We start from the raw sequence: 19,418 nt of genomic DNA, 5'->3' as shown, positions 1-19,418 counted from the left end.
ATAAGCACATGAAATGACAGGACTATAACAATGAAATTAACCATAAAACGCGATGTATTAATAAACGCCATCAGCCTGGTTGCCAAAGCTGCTGATAAACATCACCGCATTGGACCTATCTTAGCTAATATTAAGTTTGTATTGGATCAAGATGTGCTAACCTTGGTGGCATCTGACTTAGAGGTGGAGCTGACTGCGACGATTGCACTGCCAGCAGGCGCATGCCAACAGACCGGCGAGACAACCCTGCCAGCTGAGAAATTATTCGTTATTTGTAAAGCGCTCTCAGATGAGATGGTGTCTTTGGATGCTGATGAGACGCGCTGTTTTATTGTGAGCGGCAAAGGGCGTTATACTCTAAAGACCCTACCTGCTAAGGATTTTCCAAGTATCGGTGCGCCAAGTGTTGCTGCAGCATTGAACATCAATCGTGGCACTTTGTATGATTTGATCAATCATACGCGCTTTGCTATGGCAACCCAAGACGTTCGTCATTATCTAACAGGCATGTTGCTTGAGATCAATGGTGACAAGCTTACCGCCGTGGCGACCGATGGGCATCGCTTGGCAGTGGCTCATCGTGCTCTAGACGCCAGTTATGATGATCGTCGTGTGATTATCCCAGGTAAGGCCGTGGCCGAGCTTGAGCGTCTGTTAGGCGAGCTTGTTAGATCTTCAGAAGATGATGTGGTCGCGCTTGGTTTTGATGATGAATTTTTACAGTTGTCATTAGGCTTTGGCGACGAGAGTGACTATAAAGGCATGCAAGTTAGTATGGTCGCGCGCCTAATTGAAGGTAAGTTCCCTGATTATCGCCGTGTACTGCCACCAAGCTACGATAAAGCTGCAATCTTTAATAAAGATGAAGCGGTAGAAGTGCTGCGCCGCCTGTCTGTGTTAAACAGCAAAGAAGCGCCTGGTGTGTTGTTTGATTTTAAAGAATCGGACAGGGTTCAGGTCAATGTTCGCAATCAGCGTGAACAAGATGAGGCAGAAGAGAACTTGGCGGTAAGTTATGAAGGTGAGCCGCTTGAAGTATCGTTCAATGAAGCCTATCTGCGTGCGGTATTGCGGGTACTAAATGGTGATGTGCGTATCGAGATGACTGAGGCGGTGAAACCTGCACTCATCTACCAAGTGGGCGATGAGATGAATCATCAATACGTCGTGATGCCGATGCGTGTGTAAATGATTCAAGAATTACGCATTCACGCCCTACGCAATATACAGCAAGCATCGTTAGAATTGCAGCAGTGCAATCTGTTTATTGGTAAAAACGGCAGTGGCAAAACATCGCTTCTTGAGGCGGTGTTTTTGCTTTCTCGGGGTAAAAGCTTTCGCCATCATGAACCTAAGCGTTATATCACACATTACGCCAAGACCTGTACTGTCTGGGCAAGGACTCACAATCAGACGCTGGCTATTCAAAAACAGCTCGATGCAGCAAATCTTGCCACCACAACTTTAAAGCTCAATAACAGCACTGTCCCTAGCCAAAGCGCTCTGTCTTTTGCATTACCTACTTTATTGATAGATCCGACCAGTATGGCACTGCTAGAAGAAGGCAGCGGAGTGCGCCGTCAGCTGTTGGATTGGCTATCGTTTCACGTGGAACCTGATTTTTATCCGCAGTGGTTGGCTTATCAAAGGCTGCTAAAACAACGTAATGCGCTTTTAAAATCATCATCTCTTACCCTACATGAAGTCAGCGCATGGGATCATCAGCTGGCCATTCATGCAAAGGCGTTGCATCATTATCGCCTGGTGGTGTTTAATGAGTGGCAGGTGTTGTTTGATGAGATGCTTGGGCGTCTATTACCTGCTTATGAAAGTCAGATAACTTTGAGCTATAGTGCTGGCTTTGATACCCAAACAGGCTTATTTGAAGTACTACAAAATCGCTTATCGCAGGACAAAGAGCTGGGCTATACCCGTGTTGGCGCGCATCGTGCGGATGTTGTGGTATCCTTGAAGAATATCAATGAAAACGGCGATAAGTTAAGAGAACAGGCGGTGAACGTTCTATCACGCGGTGAGAAAAAACTACTGATTACCGCACTTAGACTCTCGCAGTTACAGATGATGTGCGCTAGGCTGCCTGACATCGAACCTGTGGTGTTGATTGATGACTTGGACGCTGAGCTTGATGATAGAGCGATTGATATTTTGCTTGATGCACTTTTGGTGTTGCCATGCCAATTATTCATCTCAAGTTTGCAGACAGATACCATTGGCAAAATACAACAAAAAATGACTGTTTTGAATAATAATGATGATGCCTTAAAAGTGTTTCACGTGGAACAAGGAAAAGTTGCTGAACCGCTGTCATCAGCTCACTAAAATATTGATTTGATGGGCGTTTTCATGTTTAAATTTATGACTTTTTATAAAAAAAATGCTATAATAATGTGTAATTTTATCAATTAATTGCGCATTAAATTCATAGTTGTGCGCAAGTTCTAAGGAAGTTTCATGACTGAGCAGGCGCAACACGACGAATCCGTTGATAACCAAAATAGCGAATACAGCTCAAAAAATATCCGAGTTTTGCGTGGACTTGAAGCGGTTCGCGTACGTCCTGGTATGTATATCGGTGATACCGATGATGGCACGGGCTTGCACCACATGGTGTTTGAGGTCGTGGATAATGCCATTGACGAAGCGCTGGCAGGTCATTGTGATGAGATTAACATCATCATCCACGAAGACGAATCGGTCTCGGTCATGGATAACGGACGTGGCATCCCTGTAGATATCCACCCAGAAGAAGGCGTATCAGCCGCGCAGGTCATCATGACGGTGCTGCATGCTGGCGGTAAATTCGACGACAATTCTTATAAAGTATCGGGCGGACTGCATGGCGTGGGTGTGTCGGTCGTTAATGCGCTGTCTGAGAAACTAACCTTGAACATCTGGCGTGATGGCTATGAACACACCCAAGATTATACCGATGGCGTGCCTGACTTTGAACTAAAACGCTTGGGCGAGACTGACAAGACAGGAACGCAGGTCAGATTCTATCCAAGTTCTGAGATTTTTAGCGGGACGATTTTTGATTATGACATCCTTGCCAAGCGTTTGCGTGAATTATCTTTCCTAAACTCTGGTGTGCGCATCGTCCTAACCGACGAGCGTGATGATCGCGTACAAGTCTTTGAGCACAAAGGCGGTCTGTCCGAGTTCGTTACTTTCATCAATGAAGGTAAGCAAACCTTAAACGACATTTTTCATTTTACCGCCCAAGGTTCAGATGGTATCGGTGTGGAAGTTGCCCTACAGTGGTCAGACAGCTATAACGAAAAAGTGCTGTGTTTCACCAATAACATCCCCCAAAAAGACGGCGGTACGCATTTATCAGGATTCCGTTCAGCCTTGACTCGCTGCTTAAACCACTACATGGAATCTGAAAATATTGGCAAAAAAGAAAAAGTACAAGTCACGGGTGATGATGCTCGCGAGGGCTTGGTTGCCATTGTCTCAGTGAAAGTTCCTGATCCGAAATTTAGCTCACAGACTAAGGATAAGCTGGTATCTAGCGAAGTAAAAAGTGCGGTAGAGACCACCATGCATGAGCGTCTGAACGAATATTTGCTAGAGAATCCAGGTGCTGCCAAGTCGATCGCAGGCAAGATCATCGATGCTGCGCGTGCTCGTGAAGCTGCTCGTAAAGCACGTGAAATGACACGCCGCAAGACTTCACTAGACATCGCAGGTCTACCGGGTAAATTGGCAGACTGCCAGGAAAAAGACCCTGCTCTGTCAGAACTTTATATTGTCGAGGGTGACTCTGCGGGCGGTTCTGCTAAGCAGGGACGTAATCGTAAGATGCAAGCAATCTTGCCGCTAAAAGGTAAAATTCTAAATGTTGAGCGTGCTCGCTTTGATAAGATGTTATCGAGCGCTGAGGTCGGCACACTGATCACAGCGCTTGGCACGGGCATTGGCGCAGATGAATACAATGCGGATAAACTTCGTTACCACAAGATCATCATCATGACTGATGCCGATGTTGATGGCTCTCACATTCGTACACTGCTTTTGACTTTCTTTTTCCGTCAAATGCCAGAACTTATCGAGCGTGGTCACATCTATATCGCACAGCCACCGCTTTATAAAGTCAAAAAAGGCAAGCACGAACTATACCTAAAAGACGATGAAGCGCTCAAATCCTATCTGCTGTCATCGACCATTGATGAAAATCAGCTGTTCTTACACAAAGATGCACCCGCAGTAACTGGGGTTGCGCTTGAAAAACTACTTAATGATTACAACCAATCACAGGTCATCAAGTCTCGCCTTCAGAATAAATACCCTTCTGAGCTGTTGGATGCGCTGACTTTCATTCCAAAGTTTGATGCAGAATTTCATGATAAGGCGGCTTTGCAGGCTTGGGCAGATTCATTGCAAGCTAAGCTGAACGAGCTGGCAGAGCATCTATCGCCCAAGGTTGAGCTTGTTGAAATAACTGGCGGCGATGAAGCGGGTAAGCAGCAATGGTTACCACGCGTGACGATTTTTGTGCATCGCTTGCCTCAGTATTATACATTAGATGCCATGTTCCTAAGATCATCAGAATACGCTCGTCTGCTTAAACTCTCTGGCGAGTGGAATACTATCTTAGGCGCGGATGCATTCTTGCGCCGTGGCGACAAAGACATGGCGATTAAGGATTTTCATCATCTGTGGACTTATATGATGAATGATGCACGCCGTGGCATGACGGTTCAGCGCTATAAGGGATTAGGCGAGATGAACGCTGATCAGCTGTGGGAGACGACAATGGATCCAGAGAATCGTCGCATGCTTAAAATTACTATCGAGGATGCCATCGCTGCCGACCACCTGTTCAACTGTCTGATGGGTGATGAAGTTGAGCCGCGTCGTATCTTTATTGAAGAAAATGCGCTCAACGCAGACATCGATACTTAAATAAAAGCAGGCTCAGCCCTGCTTTAACTCTTTTTGTTTTTGCGCTTAATTGCGTTTATTTTATTGGTTTTTTAACTGGAATAGCCATGACCAACATTACCCAAGACCGTATTTTAATCCTTGATTTTGGTTCGCAGTACAGTCAGCTTATCGCGCGCCGTGTACGTGAAGCAGGCGTATATTCTGAGATGTATGCTTTTGATATGTCTGATGAAGACATTCGCGCCTTTAACCCTAAAGGTATCATCCTATCTGGCGGCCCTGAGAGCGTTCATCAAGAAGGCAGTCCACGCGCACCAAAAGCGGTATTTGAATTGGGTGTACCTGTGCTTGGTGTGTGTTATGGTTTTCAGACGATGGCAGAACAGCTGGGCGGTAAGGTCGAAGCTGGTGATGTGCATGAGTTTGGTTATGCCAAAATTGACATCGTTCAGAATGACAAACTGCTAAATGACATCTCAGATGCCAATAACCAATCACAAGTATGGATGAGCCATGGCGACAAAGTATCACGTCTGCCTGAGGGCTTTGTGACCACATCGAGCACGCCAAGCTGTCCATATGCCTCTGCCAGTGATGAAGCGCGTGGTTTTTATGGTGTGCAATTCCACCCAGAGGTCACCCATACAGAAAAAGGCGTTGAGTTTATTTCTAACTTCGTACATAACATCTGTGGCTGTGGCAACGCATGGAACTCTGAGAATATCATTGAGATGCGTATCGCCCAACTAAAAGAGCAGATCGGCGATGAAAAAGTACTACTAGGTCTGTCTGGCGGTGTTGACAGCTCAGTGGTGGCAGCACTACTGCACAAGGCGATTGGCGATCAGCTGACCTGTGTATTCGTGGACAATGGTCTGCTTCGTCTGAACGAAGGCGATCAAGTCATGCAAATGTTCGTTGAGAATATGGGCATTCGTGTGATTCGCGCCGACAGCGAGGATCGTTTTTTGGGCGCACTAGCAGGTGTTACCGATCCAGAGGCTAAGCGCAAGATCATTGGACGCGAATTCATCGAAGTGTTCTCTGAAGAAGCTCGTAAATTAGACGGTGTAAAATTCTTAGCCCAAGGCACCATCTATCCTGACGTGATTGAGTCAGCAGCAAGCAAGCAAGGCAAAGCGCACGTCATTAAGTCACACCACAATGTGGGTGGCTTGCCTGAAGATTTGGCATTTGAATTGGTTGAGCCGCTGCGTGATTTGTTTAAGGATGAGGTGCGCAAACTTGGCGTCGCGCTTGGTATCCCGTATCACATGATCTATCGTCATCCATTCCCAGGTCCAGGTCTAGGCGTGCGTATCTTGGGCGAAGTCAAGAAAGAATATGCCGATATCTTGCGTGTGGCAGATGATATCTTCATGCAGGAGCTGCGCGCATCTGGTTGGTATGATAAGACCGCCCAAGCCTTTGCAGTGTTCCAACCTGTAAAATCAGTTGGTGTGGTGGGCGATGGTCGCCGTTATGCGTGGGTGATTGCCTTGCGTGCGGTTGAGACAGTGGACTTTATGACTGCTCGCTTTGCTCATCTACCATATGATCTGGTGGACAAAATCTCAACTCGTATAATGAATGAGATTCGTGACGTATCTCGTGTGGTCTACGACGTATCGAGTAAGCCACCTGCGACCATTGAGTGGGAGTGATAAACGGCTAAAATAAATCCCCTATCAAGACATCTAGGGGATTTATTGTTTGGGGTGTTATTGCTGCAAAATTTCTTGTAAACGACTTTCAAATTCGGCTGAATTTTTTATCACCCCTTGCTCTATCAGTTGAATCAATTCTTTATCATTCAAAAAATCTGCCATCACATTATTAAGTAATTGTGATGCAATGTGAACCTCTTTCGCAATGATGCTTTGGCCAAGTGGCGTGTCATAAAATTTGATTAAGGCATCCACTTCTTCTTGATTGTAATACTTCTTGGCAATCAGTAAATAATTGTCTACCACTTGTTGTGGTAGAGCACTGGTATCAACTTCCGCCCAAACTTTTTCGGCAAATTCTTGTGTCAGGGCTTCAAGCTGTGCCTGCTTGTCTTCTGACAAGCTTCGAAACATGGGGTTGTTTAGATTGTTCTGCGTAAATGAATTGATAAAACCAAATTTCATTCCTTCTTGAATATTTTGTTCTGCATTAACTATTTTTACTAACTTGAGTAAAGAGGCATCATTTGGAACTTTTGCTAGTGAGATATTTGATCCAAATAAAAGAGCAGTAGTCAAGCAGCCAGTCAGAATGCTTTTTTTGATTTTCATGAGTTATCCCTAATTTGAATGATAATTATTATATGTTATCATTAAGGATTTTGACTGTCAAGTTGCTTTAAGAAAGCAGGCGAGATGATGTGTTAATCGGTATTTCATATAAAACACACTGTCATTTAAATTGCATGTCATGAATTTACTAATGAGTTTTGGCTATGTGATAAATTCAGATTATGTTATGATTGATGATTGGGGTGAAAAAGAAATTGCTAGACCACACATGGTAAATAAGAAGGGGGTTATGATGTTATTCACTACACCCCCCACGGAAACAATCAGAATTTCATTATTTATCAAATGGCGGCAGTAACAACAATTTCCACAAGCCAGTTTGGATTGACTAAGTTTGCTTGTACTGTTGCACGAGTTGGCGGTGTGATCCCTGCCATCCATGCCGTATATTCACTGTTGAATTGCTCAAAATCTTTCAAGTCTTTAATGAATACTTGGGCGGTGAGTAGTTTTGACTTGTCTGTGCCAGCTTTGGCGAGTGCCTTATCAATATTGTTCAATACTTCGCGTGTTTGTCCAATAATATCCAAGTCATCATTGTCTGGAACTTGACCTGCCAAATATACCACGCCATTATGGATGGCGATTTCGCTCAAGGTGTCGTTACTGTCTAGTTTGATGATGTTAGCCATGATGATTCCTTAGTGGTGATTGGATGATTAATGATACCGTGCCAACGACAACCCGTCAAGGCTGATGTCTGGCGCGCGCTTGGTGATGATGTCCGCAATTAATTTCCCAGAACCGCACGCCATGGTCCAGCCGAGTGTGCCATGCCCTGTATTGATGAATAGGTTATTGAATTTGGTCTCTCCGATGATTGGTGTGCCGTCTGGTGTCATGGGGCGAAGACCCGTCCAGAAAGTCGCATTCGGTAAGTCGCCACCTGTGAATAAATCACGTGTAACCATCTCAAGCGTGGCTCGGCGAGCGGGATTTAACTTTAGATTAAAACCGCTTAATTCTGCCATGCCGCCCACACGAATACGATCATCAAAGCGTGTGATGGCAATCTTGAAGGTCTCATCTAACACGGTCGAGACGGGCGCATTATCAGGATCGATAACGGGCACAGTCAGAGAATAGCCTTTGACGGGATAAACAGGTAAATTAAGCCCCAAAGGCTTAGCAATGTCACGCGAGTAGCTGCTAAAGGCCAGCACATAATGATCAGCGGTAAGTAGCTCGCCATCAGCCAGAACGCCTGTGATGGCATTACCATCATGCTGAATTTTTTGCACGGTTTTATTAAATAAGAACTTCACGCCCAGATCTTTGGCGAGCGCGGCGAGTCTTTTGGTGAATAAATTACAATCGCCCGTTTCGTCATTGGGCAGTCGAAGTCCGCCTACAAGTTTGTCCTTGGCGTGAGCTAGGGCAGGTTCGACTCGGGCTAGCTCATCTCGGCCAAGCAGCTCGTAAGCCACGCCGCATTCTTTTAGAACTTCGATGTCACGACCCACCACATCCAGCTGAGCTTGTTTTCTGAATAATTGTAATGTGCCTTTGGTGCGGTGTTCGTATTGAATGCCCGTCTCTTGGCGCAGATTTTGTAGGCAATCACGGCTATATTCCGCGACTCGCATCATGCGTTCTTTGTTAAGGGCGTAGCGATCGGCATTACAGTTGGCGAACATCTTGGCTGCCCACTGCGCCTGCCAAAGGGATCCATCGGGACTGATGGCAAAGGGTGCGTGTTTTTGAAGTAGCCATTTGGCGGCTTTTAGTGGGATGCCTGGGGCTGCCCAAGGGGTTGAATAACCAGGGGAGATTTGACCCGCGTTGCCAAAGCTGGTCTCTTCGGCGACATCGTTTTGGCGTTCGATGACGGTGACATCTACGCCCAATTTAGCAAGATAATACGCTGACGTTACACCAATGACGCCGCCGCCAAGTACGATTGCTTTCATAACTGACTGTCCTTGAAAGTAATGATATAAACAATCGCTTATGATAACAATCGCTTGAATGAATAACAAGCGACATTCATGAGGTATGAAAATATTTTATGATAATGCCCAAAAAATGTTTTGCTTTGTTTGGATAAAAGCTGTGTTATAATGTTACCAACTTGACGGAGTGCAACCCAAAGTTGCCGAGATTGTGGTTATGCCACAAAATCCGTTGAACCTGATGCGGTTCGTACCGCCGTAGGAAATCAAGTTTTCAAAATCTTAAGAATTCTGTATATTATTGATTTATATCAATAATTCTTTTTCATCATAAGATTTTTGATGGCTTGATTTGTTTATTAGCCATTTAAAAAGGATATTATGATGAGCCAAATCGCAAATCAACCCCACACCCATTCCCCACAAGATGCCACAACCACAGAAGTTGGCTGGATATACGATAAAAACGAGCCAAGTTGTACAAATAGTACTACGAGTGAGTTTGACGAAGTAGAGCAAGCCAAGTTCGCAGGTTGTGAACAAGACGCCAAAGATTTAACTCGCATTCTACCTGCGTCCAAAAAGGTCTATGTGCAAGGCTCACAAGCCAACATTCGTGTGCCGTTTCGTGAGATTACGCTCACCGACACGCCCATAGGTCTTAGCCATGGCAAACAGGATGGTTTTGAGAAGAACGAGCCGATTTTGGTGTATGACACATCAGGCGTTTATACCGACCCGAGCGTTCACATTGACCTAAATCAAGGCTTGCCTAAACTGCGTGAGGCGTGGATTGCCGAGCGTGATGACACGGATGTTTTGGACGGTTTGACATCGGATTTTGGTAAGGCACGGCTTAACGACATTCGCACGGCGGACATTCGTTTTGCTCACATTGCCAGACCTAGACGAGCCAAGCGTGGCAAAAACGTTACCCAAATGCACTACGCCAGACAAGGCATTATCACGCCTGAGATGGAGTACATCGCCATTCGTGAAAATGGCAAGCAGCGTGATGGCGTGGATTTACGCCAACATCAGGGGCAAAATTTTGGGAAAACAGTGCGTAAGATTACCCCTGAATTTGTGCGTAAGGAAGTGGCAGAAGGGCGAGCGATTATTCCTTGCAATATCAATCACCCAGAGAGCGAGCCGATGATTATTGGGCGAAATTTTTTGGTGAAAATTAACGCCAATATCGGCAACTCCGCCCTAGGCTCGTCCATTGATGAAGAAGTGGCGAAGATGACGTGGGCGACACGTTGGGGGGCGGATACGATTATGGATTTGTCCACAGGCAAAAATATCCACGAAACACGAGAATGGATTATCCGCAACAGCCCTGTGCCGATTGGGACGGTGCCGATTTATCAGGCTTTGGAAAAGGTAAATGGTGTGGCGGAGGATTTGACGTGGGAGATTTTTAAGGATACGCTCATTGAGCAGGCAGAGCAGGGCGTGGATTATTTTACCATTCATGCAGGGGTGCTACTTCGTTATGTGCCACTCACCGCCAATCGCTTGACGGGCATTGTCTCTCGGGGTGGGTCAATCATGGCACAGTGGTGCTTGACTCATCACAAGGAGAATTTTATTTATGAGCATTTTGATGAGATTTGTGAAATTGCCAAAGCCTATGATGTGGCGTTTAGTTTGGGCGATGGACTAAGACCGGGCTGTATCCAAGATGCCAATGATGAAGCTCAATTTAGCGAATTAAAAACGCTTGGCGAGCTGACCAAACGTGCGTGGGAGCATGACGTGCAAGTGATGATAGAAGGACCCGGGCACGTTCCGATGCACATGATTAAAGAAAATATGGATATGCAACTCACGCATTGCCACGAAGCTCCGTTTTATACGCTAGGGCCTTTGACGACTGACATTGCCCCTGGCTATGACCATATCACAAGTGCAATAGGGGCAGCGATGATTGGGTGGTATGGTACGGCAATGCTGTGCTATGTTACGCCAAAGGAGCATTTGGGTTTGCCCAACAAAAAGGACGTAAAGGACGGTATCATCACTTACAAAATCGCCGCTCACGCCGCCGACCTTGCCAAAGGACACCCACTCGCCCAAGTGCGTGATAACGCCTTGTCTAAGGCACGGTTTGAGTTTCGTTGGGAAGACCAATTTAACCTTGCCCTAGACCCTGACACGGCAAGGGCAATGCACGATGAGACCATGCCAAAAAAAGCCCATAAATCGGCTCATTTTTGTTCTATGTGTGGCCCGAAGTTTTGTTCCATGAAAATCACGCAAAACGTTAGGGAGTACGCCAAAGGTCTGGAATATGAACAGCAGGCGGGCTTTGATGAGATGCGCCAAAAATACCACGAGACAGGCGCCAAGCTCTATCATCCATTGTAAATTCAATCAAAAACCGCACCCATGGTGTGGTTTTTTATTCTGTATCAAAAACCTTACCCATCAAAAAGCACCCTCAAAATCTGCTATAATAAGCAAATTTTTATAATAATTGTGAGTAGCATGTCTTTATTTTCTTATTTTGAACGCAAGATTGACCCTTATCCAAGCAGTACCATGCCTGTGATGACTCGTGGTAAATTGTTGTCGTTCCTGTGGGCATGTACCAAGGGTGCGCGTGGTTGGATTTTTGTTCGTATTGTGCTGTCAGTACTGCTTGGGGTGTTTGGTTCGTTGCTCTTTGCTTGGGCGGGGGATGTGGTTGATTGGCTAACCATCTACACACCAAGCACGCTTTGGCAAGAAAAAGGACAGACCATCATGATGATTTTGGGTCTGTGTGTCTTGTCGATTTTTGCAGAATTTTTTGGTAATTTGATTCGCTTTCAAGTGCTTCAAGGCGTTCTGCCAATGCGACTTCGTTGGTGGTTCCATAAGCACATGCTGGGACAGTCGATGCAGTTTTATCATGATGAGTTTTCTGGACGTGTCTCTGCTAAGGTCATGCAAACGGCGCTGGGTGTGCGTGATACGATCATGACGATGGCGGAGATGGTGTCTTTTGTGTCGGCATATCTTATTACCAGTGGCGTGATTTTGCTTGGGCTTGATTTTTGGTTATTTGTGCCGTTTGGGCTGTGGCTGATTACGGTTGTGGTGGTGATGAAATTTTTCTTACCAAGACTTAGAAAAACCGCCAGTGATCAAGCCGATGCTCGTGCACTGATGACAGGTCGTGTGACAGATGCTTATGCTAACATCAGTGCGGTGAAGCTGTTTAGTCACTCAAACCGTGAACTTGGCTATGCCAAATCTGCCATGAGTGAATTCATGACGACCGTGCATGCACAGATGCGCTGGGTGTCGCTGTTGGGCACGACGACCGAGACCATCTCGCTCATCATGATCGTTGGTAGTACCGCGATTGGCGTGTATCTGTGGATGGCAGGCGAGGTTACTGTGGGTGCGATCGCCATTGCCTCGGGCATCGCGCTTAGATTAAAAGGCATGATTCAATGGATCATGTGGGAGATGGCAAGTTTATTTGAGCACATCGGCACAGTCCAAGATGGCATGAGCACGCTGACCACACAGCACGCCATCGTTGATGATGCGGATGCAACTGAGCTTGTCGTGACCGAAGGCAGTATTGTCTTTGATGATGTGTCTTTTAATTATGGTAAATCAGATTCGCCAATCAAGCTGTTAGAGCAGTTTAATTTATCCATCAAAGCAGGCGAGAAAGTTGGTCTGGTTGGTCGAAGTGGTGCGGGTAAATCTACGCTTGTGAATCTACTGCTTAGGTTTTATGATGTTGATGGCGGTAAAATCTGTATCGATGGTCAGGACATTAAGCGCGTAACTCAGAACTCTCTTCGCCAAAACATCGGCATGGTCACTCAAGATACTGCGCTGCTACATCGTACCGTGCGTGAGAACATCGCTTATGGCAAGCCGAACGCCACAGATGAAGAGATCATCGCCGCTGCCAAAGCCGCACATGCGTGGGATTTTATTCAGACATTGCAGGATAAGTATGGTAATGTGGGACTTGATACGCAGGTGGGTGAACGTGGTGTGAAGCTCTCAGGTGGTCAGCGTCAGCGTATCGCCATCGCGCGCGTCATGCTAAAAAATGCGCCAATTCTACTGCTTGATGAGGCAACTTCTGCACTAGACAGTGAAGTGGAATTCGCCATCACCCAAAGCCTAGATGACATGATGTCTGGTAAGACGGTCATCGCCATCGCACACCGTCTATCTACCATCGCAAGTCTTGACAAGCTTGTGGTCATGGACAAAGGTCAGATCAGTGAGATCGGCAGCCATGATGAGCTCATCATCAAAGGTGGTGTGTACGCGCACCTGTGGGCGAGACAGTCTGGCGGCTTCTTAGGTGAGATGGACGAGTAACAAAAACCCCAAGTGATGAGCTTGGGGGTTTTTATTTGGCGTGTTTTAGCCTTTTTTGGCGATGACTTTGCGCACTTTATCGCGGGCGCGGTCTTGTTTGAGACGTGATAGATAATCAACGAATACGATGCCTTTTAGGTGGTCTAATTCGTGCTGAATGCACACCGCCAAAAGACCATCCGCCTCCACACTAAAATCTTCCCCATTCTCATCTTTAGCCTCGATGCGCACGCGAGCAGGACGCTCCACGGTGTCATAGACCTCAGGAATGGACAGACAGCCTTCTTGGTAAGGTGCCAGCTCTTCGGTTAGTGGTGTTACCTTAGGATTGATATATACTTTAGGCTGTGGCTCCTCACCTTCTTTGGCTAGATCCATGACCACCACCTGAACATGTCTGTCCACCTGGGTGGCAGCCAGCCCGATGCCACGAGCGTCGTACATGGTCTCGAACATGTCTTCGATGAGCGTTTTGATGGTGTTGTCAATCACTTCCACTTCTTTGGCGACGGTGCGCAGGCGTGGATCTGGATAATGCAAAATTGGTAAAATTGCCATAAATTTCTCATACTTTTGTTAAATTTATCACCATTATAATTCAAAGCCCTTTTAATGGCAAAATTTATGCAAAATAGGGCGGCTTTTTTGCCAAAATTTCCCCAAAAGCAACCAAATTTTGTGTAAAATGGTGTTTTTGTCTTTGAATCGCTGCGCTAAACCCAAGGAGAAGCCATGACCGCCCCACGTATCGCACAGATTAGCCGAAATACTGCCGAGACACAGATTTTTGTTTCTATTAATATTGATGGCACTGGCATCAGCAAGCTTGACACAGGTGTGCCATTTTTGGATCATATGCTTGAGCAGATTACACGTCATGGACTGTTCGACCTTGAGATCAAATGTACGGGCGATACGCACATTGATGATCATCACAGTGTTGAAGATGTTGGTATTGCGCTTGGTCAGGCGCTAAAGATTGCACTTGGCGACAAAAAAGGCATCCGCCGTTATGGGCATTTTTATGCGCCGCTTGATGAGAGCCTAAGCCGTGTGGTGGTGGACATCTCAGGTCGCCCAAGCCTTCACATGGACGTGCCATTTACGCGCGCATATGTGGGTAAGCTTGATGTGGATTTGTTCAGCGAATTCTTTTATGGACTGGTGAATAATGCTGCCATCACGCTGCACATCGACAACCTAAAAGGCAAAAACAGCCACCATCAGATTGAGAGTGTATTTAAGGCGTTGGCGCGAGCACTGCGTATGGCGTGTGAGATCGATGAGCGCGCAGGCGGTGTGCTACCATCGACGAAGAATGTACTATAAGGTTTTGATTGTATTATGAAAATTGCATTATTGGATTATGGCGTCGGCAATTTATATTCTGTCGCCAATGCCCTAAAAACCGTCGGTGCTGACGTCATCATCACCAATGAGCCTGATAAAGTCGCTGCTGCTGACAAGGTGCTGCTGCCAGGTGTTGGCGCGATCGGTGATGCGATGCACCACATGAGAGCGGCAGGCGTGGATGTCGCTGTCAAGCAAGCCTTAAAGGACAAGCCTGTGATGGCAATCTGTGTTGGCATGCAGGCGATGTTCGACTATTCTACCGAAGGTGGTCGAGTAGAATGTCTGAGCGAGATTGCAGGTGTTGTAGAGCGTTTCGATGAATCTTGGGTAGATAATAATCAGCCCATCAAGATCCCGCATGTTGGTTGGAACGTGGTGAAGACTGACACCGATCATATGCTATGGCTGGGCTGCGCGAATAAGCATTTTTATTTTACCCACAGCTATTACTGTAAGCCCGACATGACAGATGCGCGCAATGACGGCATCATCGTGGCGACGTGTGATTATGGTGTGGAGTTCTGTGCGAGCGTCATTAAGGATAATCTGTTCATCACTCAGTTCCATCCTGAAAAAAGCCATGAAGCAGGATTACAATTGCTATCTAATTTTATCAATTGGCAAATCTAATCCATCTTTGATGTATTATGTTCCACGTGAAACAAAAAAGCACGCTTATCAAAGCGTACTTTTTAATGGGATTAGTTTAGTCTTGCCAACGACCAAATACCAAGCTGCCATTCGTACCACCAAAACCAAAGCTGTTCGAGATGGCATAATTAACATTATCCACCTTACGGGCGGTATGAGCGATGTAGTCTAGCGTGCAACGCTCATCAGGGTTGTCTAGGTTGATGGTTGGGGGTAGCGTTTGGTTCTGTAGAGCGAGCACAGTGAAGATCGCTTCGATCGCTCCCGCTGCGCCCAGTAGGTGGCCTGTCATTGACTTGGTTGAGCTCACCAGAATGTCATCACCGAATAAACTCTGAATCGCACAGCTCTCAGCGACATCGCCTGCTGGTGTGCTTGTGCCATGTGCGTTGACGTAGCCGACTTGGTCGGCATCTAGACCTGCATCACGTAGCGCATTTTGTATCGCGCGGCGCGCACCTTCACCATCTTCTGGCGGGGCAGTGATGTGACTTGCGTCATCACTCATGCCAAATCCTACCAATTCAGCCAAGATGGTTGCGCCACGAGCTTTGGCGTGAGCTAAGCTTTCAAGCACCAGAGCGCCAGCACCATCACCCAGAACGAAGCCGTCACGATCTGTATCGAAGGGGCGGCTTGCACGTGTGGGTTCATCATTGCGTGTCGATAGGGCATGCATCGCGCCAAAGCCTGACATGCCCAGCGGTGTAGACGCTTTCTCGCTACCTCCGACTAGTACCGCATCCAGGTCGCCATAAGCGATGAGTCGAGCACCAAGTCCGATGGCGTGAGTCGATGTGGTGCAGGCTGTGGCTGTGGATAGGTTTGCGCCTTTTAAACCATGACGGATGGCGATTAGACCTGCAGGCATGTTCACGATGGCGCCTGGGATGATGAACGGCGAGACTTTCTTTGCGCCATGGGCCTTTAAGGTGTCTCGACTGCTCTCAATGGTTCCGATGCCGCCAATGCCTGAACCCATCACCACGCCAAATCGTTCACCATCGACATTAATCGGCAAACTGTCGCCTTTGATGTCATCAATCAGACCTGCGTGATGTAGAGCTTGTGCGGCTGCCACTTGCGCATAATGCACGAATTCATCATAGCGACGAACTTCTTTTGGGTTTAGGTAGTTTTTGGCATCGAAATCTTTAACAAGACCTGCGATTTGTGAGCGAAATTCAGCTACATCAATGTCATTACCAAAACTCTCAATCTTGGTAATGCCGCTTTTGCCATTGGTTAAATTCTCCCAAATGGTTGCAAGGTCGTTACCTACAGGTGTAATTGCGCCCATGCCTGTAATGACAACGCGTTCATGGTCTGGTCTTTGATGGTGAATGGGTTTTTGAGTCATGGTATCATCCGTCAATTCGTGCGAGCGCACATTTATTTTTTGTTACAAATTAAGCTATCTTAACATGATTTTTTCAGGATGAAAAGTTTACAACTGTATTTTTCTTGATTTGTGTTGCTTTGCCTGCAAGCTATGGCGATTATGTATATCTTATAAACACAAAATATATAATTTACCACGTGTGCTTATTATGATTTTTGCTTATGATTAATTCATAACATACCATAAATTTTAACTTTGTTTTATTTTTGGGGATTTCCCATCAAAATCATGATGCCAGTAATTTTAGTTGTTGCCTTGGCATTGGCAGGTTGTGCCACTAATAATGTCAGCGATGTTAAAGTACCAACTTCAAGCACTTATCAAGTACATTCTTCGAACTTCATCTGTGCAAATGGCATGACGCCAAAGCTGACTTATATTAATGAAAACCAAGCCCAGTTGATGTTAGAGGCACAACCACGACGCTGATGCTAGATACTGCTGGATCAGGCGAGCGCCATGTTTCACAAAATGGCATCTTAGGCCATGGCGGTGAATGGCATCAAAAAGGCGATGTAGCGACATTCGCTTATAAGAATATTCACGGTGTTCCTGCCGAAGTATCTTTTGAAGCTGAATAATTTATTTCAATAACAAAACCGCATTGATTTGCGGTTTTTGTGGGCGGATTTATTTAAGGAAAGCACACTTGCCCTAGTACGACCGATCTATCCGCCCCTGTAACGCTTGGTAAGTTACCTACTTGTGATAGCATGGTCTGACGAGCAAGCCAAGCAAAAGCCAAGCTCTCTACTAATGTCGGCGGAACACCAAGTGTGTCAGTTGATTGAACTTGCCAAGCAGGCAGATGATGTGATAGACGCGTCATGAGGTAGTCATTTAACGCGCCGCCACCGCAGACGAATAATTCACCGTCATCGGCTGAGACTTGAGTTAATGCATCAGCGACGCTTACAGCAGTCAGATCGATGAGAGTCGCTTGTACATCTTGTGGTGTGTACTCACTGTTATGCTGCGTACTGAACTTGGTTAATTCTGTATCCAGCCATTCTAAGTTAAACTCTTCACGGCCCGTGCTTTTTGGGTAAGGTTTTTTGAAGAAAGGGTGGCTTAATAGCTGCTCTAATAAAGATGTGATGATTTTCCCAGACTTAGCCCACGCACCATCTTTGTCAAAATCAGCACCGGTATGGCGTTTAGTCCAGCCATCTAGCAGAAGATTGGCACAGCCTGTGTCAAAGCCAATGACCTCGCGTTGACCATCAGATAGCAATGTGATGTTGGCGATACCACCCAGATTCAGAACGGCTTTGGTGCGTTTGTCATCAAAATCATTAAAGATGGCTTCGTGAAATGCTGGCGCAAGCGGGGCGCCCTGTCCGCCCACAGCCATGTCGCGGCGGCGAAAATCACTAACAACCGTGATGCCAGTACGCTCAGTCAGTACATTGGGGTCGAGCAGCTGTAAGCTAAATCGCCAATGTGGGCGATGGCGCACAGTTTGCCCATGACAGCCGATGGCGCATACTTCTTCGCTACTAATGCCTGATTTATCCAGCAGCTCTAACACAGCTTGAGCGCATAACTCACCATAAAACACACTCGCCCAGCCAAAGACATCAAGCTCACTTTCAAAGCTTAGCTCATTATCCTTAATATAGTCATCCGTGCCATTCGGCGCAGTTAAGGCAAGTAGCGCAGCTTTTAGATCATGGGGAAAATCAACGCCGTGGCTGGCAATAACAACAGGCTTTTCATCGTCAAATCGGCATAATACAGCATCAAGCGCATCGAGACTTGTGCCGCTCATCATGCCAATAAAATACGGCGCTTCTTCATTTTGCAATTCAAAATCATCAAAATTCATAATGTTCTTAGTCAAAAAATACAATATAGAATAGCAGAGTTTGAGAAATTTGTAACGACTTAAACTAAATGCAATAAAATATGTCGATAATTTGATAAACACAACTTATTCTCAAAAATAGCAACATATGATCATTTTGATGCTTGGCTATAATTTACTCATGGATTAATGTGATTCATATTTCATTAACCAAGCAATAAGAGAATAATAATGAAAACATTAAAATTAATAGCACCACTATTCGCTCTAGGCATCGGACTGTCTGTCGCTGCGCATATACAGGCTACCACCGCCGACAAAACCGCAGTTAAAGTTAGTCAAGTAACTTCTAAATGCACCACAGGCGGAACAACCAAGTTGACTTATGGCTTTAATACGCAAAAACTTCAACATATGCCGAGGCTAACCTAGGGTAAGACTTGCTTCCTGCCGATCAACATAGACCGATCTGATGTCGCAGGTATGTCCTTTGAAGATGAAGAAAGCTAGTAGATCAGTTCAGATGCACGAACGTTGGGTAATTATCATAAGTCTGATGTAGTGATTCAAGACCTATCAGCCAATACAGCTTATAAAGGCTGCAAAGTCTCTAAAGTGAAACGCATCAAAGGCTAAATTGATACTCAATATACAATAGACAAAAGCCGTGCGAAATGCACGGCTTTTATTATATGTATAATAGTAGATAAGAAGGCCGCAGAAGAGGGGGTAGTAAACTTATAAATAAAGATAAATAA

The 19,418-nt window shown here is 45.9% G+C and carries 17 protein-coding genes and 1 riboswitch; of the genes, 11 read left to right on the top strand and 6 right to left on the bottom strand.

Translation table 11 applies throughout. The annotated features are described in order from the left end of the window. The first annotated feature begins 30 nt into the window (after nucleotides 1-30). The 4 genes from dnaN (at nucleotide 31) to guaA (ending at nucleotide 6,575) form a co-directional block, all read left to right on the top strand. Nucleotides 31-1,188: a DNA polymerase III subunit beta gene (gene dnaN, locus MBO_RS03505; protein ID WP_036363771.1), complete on the top strand. Its 1,158-nt coding sequence runs from the start codon at nucleotides 31-33 to the stop codon at nucleotides 1,186-1,188. Next, entirely contained in the window at nucleotides 1,189-2,340 is a 1,152-nt protein-coding gene (gene recF, locus MBO_RS03500) for a DNA replication/repair protein RecF (protein WP_036363769.1), read from the top strand. It begins immediately after the preceding gene. Nucleotides 2,341-2,472: 132 nt separating this feature from the next. Then, on the top strand, nucleotides 2,473-4,929 hold the full coding sequence (gyrB, locus tag MBO_RS03495; protein WP_036363766.1) for a DNA topoisomerase (ATP-hydrolyzing) subunit B: 2,457 nt from the start codon (nucleotides 2,473-2,475) through the stop codon (nucleotides 4,927-4,929). An 86-nt stretch (nucleotides 4,930-5,015) separates the two neighbouring features. After that, nucleotides 5,016-6,575 (top strand): glutamine-hydrolyzing GMP synthase, encoded by a 1,560-nt coding sequence (guaA, locus tag MBO_RS03490; RefSeq protein WP_036363763.1) that lies wholly within the window; start codon nucleotides 5,016-5,018, stop codon nucleotides 6,573-6,575. A 57-nt stretch (nucleotides 6,576-6,632) separates the two neighbouring features. Here the strand turns inward: guaA and MBO_RS03485 are convergent, their stop codons facing one another. From MBO_RS03485 to MBO_RS03475, 3 genes are all read right to left on the bottom strand, one after another. After that, nucleotides 6,633-7,190, bottom strand: coding sequence for a DUF2059 domain-containing protein (locus tag MBO_RS03485; protein ID WP_036363759.1), 558 nt, complete (start codon nucleotides 7,188-7,190; stop codon nucleotides 6,633-6,635). 302 nt (nucleotides 7,191-7,492) lie between these two features. Further along, a complete protein-coding gene (locus MBO_RS03480) occupies nucleotides 7,493-7,843 on the bottom strand; it encodes a RidA family protein (protein WP_036363756.1) in 351 nt (116 codons plus the stop codon). Nucleotides 7,844-7,870: 27 nt separating this feature from the next. Further along, nucleotides 7,871-9,121: a D-amino acid dehydrogenase gene (locus tag MBO_RS03475; protein ID WP_036363753.1), complete on the bottom strand. Its 1,251-nt coding sequence runs from the start codon at nucleotides 9,119-9,121 to the stop codon at nucleotides 7,871-7,873. A gap of 155 nt (nucleotides 9,122-9,276) precedes the next feature. Beyond that, a riboswitch (TPP riboswitch) is annotated at nucleotides 9,277-9,386 on the top strand. Between the two features lie 95 nt (nucleotides 9,387-9,481). Between MBO_RS03475 and thiC the strand changes: the two genes are divergently transcribed. Both thiC and MBO_RS03465 read left to right on the top strand, forming a co-directional pair. Beyond that, nucleotides 9,482-11,476, top strand: coding sequence for a phosphomethylpyrimidine synthase ThiC (gene thiC, locus MBO_RS03470; RefSeq protein WP_226997825.1), 1,995 nt, complete (start codon nucleotides 9,482-9,484; stop codon nucleotides 11,474-11,476). Nucleotides 11,477-11,596: 120 nt separating this feature from the next. Further along, nucleotides 11,597-13,447: an ABC transporter ATP-binding protein gene (locus tag MBO_RS03465; RefSeq protein ID WP_036363908.1), complete on the top strand. Its 1,851-nt coding sequence runs from the start codon at nucleotides 11,597-11,599 to the stop codon at nucleotides 13,445-13,447. Between the two features lie 45 nt (nucleotides 13,448-13,492). On the opposite strand, the gene def is transcribed toward MBO_RS03465, so the two are convergent. Further along, a complete protein-coding gene (gene def, locus MBO_RS03460; protein ID WP_036363750.1) occupies nucleotides 13,493-14,005 on the bottom strand; it encodes a peptide deformylase in 513 nt (170 codons plus the stop codon). A gap of 174 nt (nucleotides 14,006-14,179) precedes the next feature. On the opposite strand from def, the gene hisB reads away from it, so the two are divergent. Both hisB and hisH read left to right on the top strand, forming a co-directional pair. After that, nucleotides 14,180-14,776: an imidazoleglycerol-phosphate dehydratase HisB gene (gene hisB, locus MBO_RS03455; RefSeq protein ID WP_036363747.1), complete on the top strand. Its 597-nt coding sequence runs from the start codon at nucleotides 14,180-14,182 to the stop codon at nucleotides 14,774-14,776. A 15-nt stretch (nucleotides 14,777-14,791) separates the two neighbouring features. After that, the gene (gene hisH / locus MBO_RS03450; RefSeq protein WP_187648936.1) at nucleotides 14,792-15,430 is read left to right on the top strand and encodes an imidazole glycerol phosphate synthase subunit HisH; all 639 of its coding nucleotides are present in this window, start codon (nucleotides 14,792-14,794) and stop codon (nucleotides 15,428-15,430) included. 76 nt (nucleotides 15,431-15,506) lie between these two features. Here the strand turns inward: hisH and fabF are convergent, their stop codons facing one another. Further along, the gene (gene fabF / locus MBO_RS03445) at nucleotides 15,507-16,811 is read right to left on the bottom strand and encodes a beta-ketoacyl-ACP synthase II (RefSeq protein ID WP_036363743.1); all 1,305 of its coding nucleotides are present in this window, start codon (nucleotides 16,809-16,811) and stop codon (nucleotides 15,507-15,509) included. A gap of 270 nt (nucleotides 16,812-17,081) precedes the next feature. Here fabF and MBO_RS03440 point away from each other — a divergent pair, with 270 nt between their 5' ends. Together MBO_RS03440 and MBO_RS03435 are read left to right on the top strand one after the other, a co-directional pair. Continuing rightward, on the top strand, nucleotides 17,082-17,282 hold the full coding sequence (locus MBO_RS03440) for a hypothetical protein (protein ID WP_036363742.1): 201 nt from the start codon (nucleotides 17,082-17,084) through the stop codon (nucleotides 17,280-17,282). Further along, on the top strand, nucleotides 17,282-17,434 hold the full coding sequence (locus MBO_RS03435; RefSeq protein WP_155399837.1) for a hypothetical protein: 153 nt from the start codon (nucleotides 17,282-17,284) through the stop codon (nucleotides 17,432-17,434). Before MBO_RS03440 ends, MBO_RS03435 begins: the two co-directional genes overlap by 1 nt. Before the next feature lie 53 nt (nucleotides 17,435-17,487). Here the strand turns inward: MBO_RS03435 and MBO_RS03430 are convergent, their stop codons facing one another. Further along, entirely contained in the window at nucleotides 17,488-18,681 is a 1,194-nt protein-coding gene (locus MBO_RS03430) for an anhydro-N-acetylmuramic acid kinase (protein WP_046699508.1), read from the bottom strand. Nucleotides 18,682-18,891: 210 nt separating this feature from the next. Between MBO_RS03430 and MBO_RS03425 the strand changes: the two genes are divergently transcribed. Continuing rightward, nucleotides 18,892-19,092 carry a hypothetical protein gene (locus tag MBO_RS03425; RefSeq protein ID WP_036363739.1) on the top strand — a complete coding sequence of 67 codons (201 nt, stop codon included), beginning with the start codon at nucleotides 18,892-18,894 and terminating at the stop codon, nucleotides 19,090-19,092. The last annotated feature ends 326 nt before the right edge of the window (nucleotides 19,093-19,418 follow it).

The sequence above is a fragment of the Moraxella bovoculi 237 genome (assembly GCF_000696305.2).
In the GTDB taxonomy this organism is placed as follows: domain Bacteria; phylum Pseudomonadota; class Gammaproteobacteria; order Pseudomonadales; family Moraxellaceae; genus Moraxella; species Moraxella bovoculi.
The sequence above is the reverse complement of the archived record's forward strand: the minus strand, read 5'-3'. Positions and strand labels throughout refer to the sequence as shown.

Bases quoted from the DNA above. Each gene is read 5' to 3' on its own strand.
- hisH (WP_187648936.1), top strand. From the start codon at position 14,792: ATGAAAATTGCATTATTGGATTATGGCGTCGGCAATTTATATTCTGTC.
- guaA (WP_036363763.1), top strand. From the start codon at position 5,016: ATGACCAACATTACCCAAGACCGTATTTTAATCCTTGATTTTGGTTCG.
- MBO_RS03425 (WP_036363739.1), top strand. From the start codon at position 18,892: ATGAAAACATTAAAATTAATAGCACCACTATTCGCTCTAGGCATCGGA.
- recF (WP_036363769.1), top strand. From the start codon at position 1,189: ATGATTCAAGAATTACGCATTCACGCCCTACGCAATATACAGCAAGCA.
- def (WP_036363750.1), bottom strand. From the start codon at position 14,005: ATGGCAATTTTACCAATTTTGCATTATCCAGATCCACGCCTGCGCACC.
- MBO_RS03465 (WP_036363908.1), top strand. From the start codon at position 11,597: ATGTCTTTATTTTCTTATTTTGAACGCAAGATTGACCCTTATCCAAGC.
- MBO_RS03440 (WP_036363742.1), top strand. From the start codon at position 17,082: ATGATGCCAGTAATTTTAGTTGTTGCCTTGGCATTGGCAGGTTGTGCC.
- MBO_RS03485 (WP_036363759.1), bottom strand. From the start codon at position 7,190: ATGAAAATCAAAAAAAGCATTCTGACTGGCTGCTTGACTACTGCTCTT.
- MBO_RS03435 (WP_155399837.1), top strand. From the start codon at position 17,282: ATGCTAGATACTGCTGGATCAGGCGAGCGCCATGTTTCACAAAATGGC.
- gyrB (WP_036363766.1), top strand. From the start codon at position 2,473: ATGACTGAGCAGGCGCAACACGACGAATCCGTTGATAACCAAAATAGC.
- hisB (WP_036363747.1), top strand. From the start codon at position 14,180: ATGACCGCCCCACGTATCGCACAGATTAGCCGAAATACTGCCGAGACA.
- dnaN (WP_036363771.1), top strand. From the start codon at position 31: ATGAAATTAACCATAAAACGCGATGTATTAATAAACGCCATCAGCCTG.
- fabF (WP_036363743.1), bottom strand. From the start codon at position 16,811: ATGACTCAAAAACCCATTCACCATCAAAGACCAGACCATGAACGCGTT.
- MBO_RS03430 (WP_046699508.1), bottom strand. From the start codon at position 18,681: ATGAATTTTGATGATTTTGAATTGCAAAATGAAGAAGCGCCGTATTTT.
- MBO_RS03475 (WP_036363753.1), bottom strand. From the start codon at position 9,121: ATGAAAGCAATCGTACTTGGCGGCGGCGTCATTGGTGTAACGTCAGCG.
- MBO_RS03480 (WP_036363756.1), bottom strand. From the start codon at position 7,843: ATGGCTAACATCATCAAACTAGACAGTAACGACACCTTGAGCGAAATC.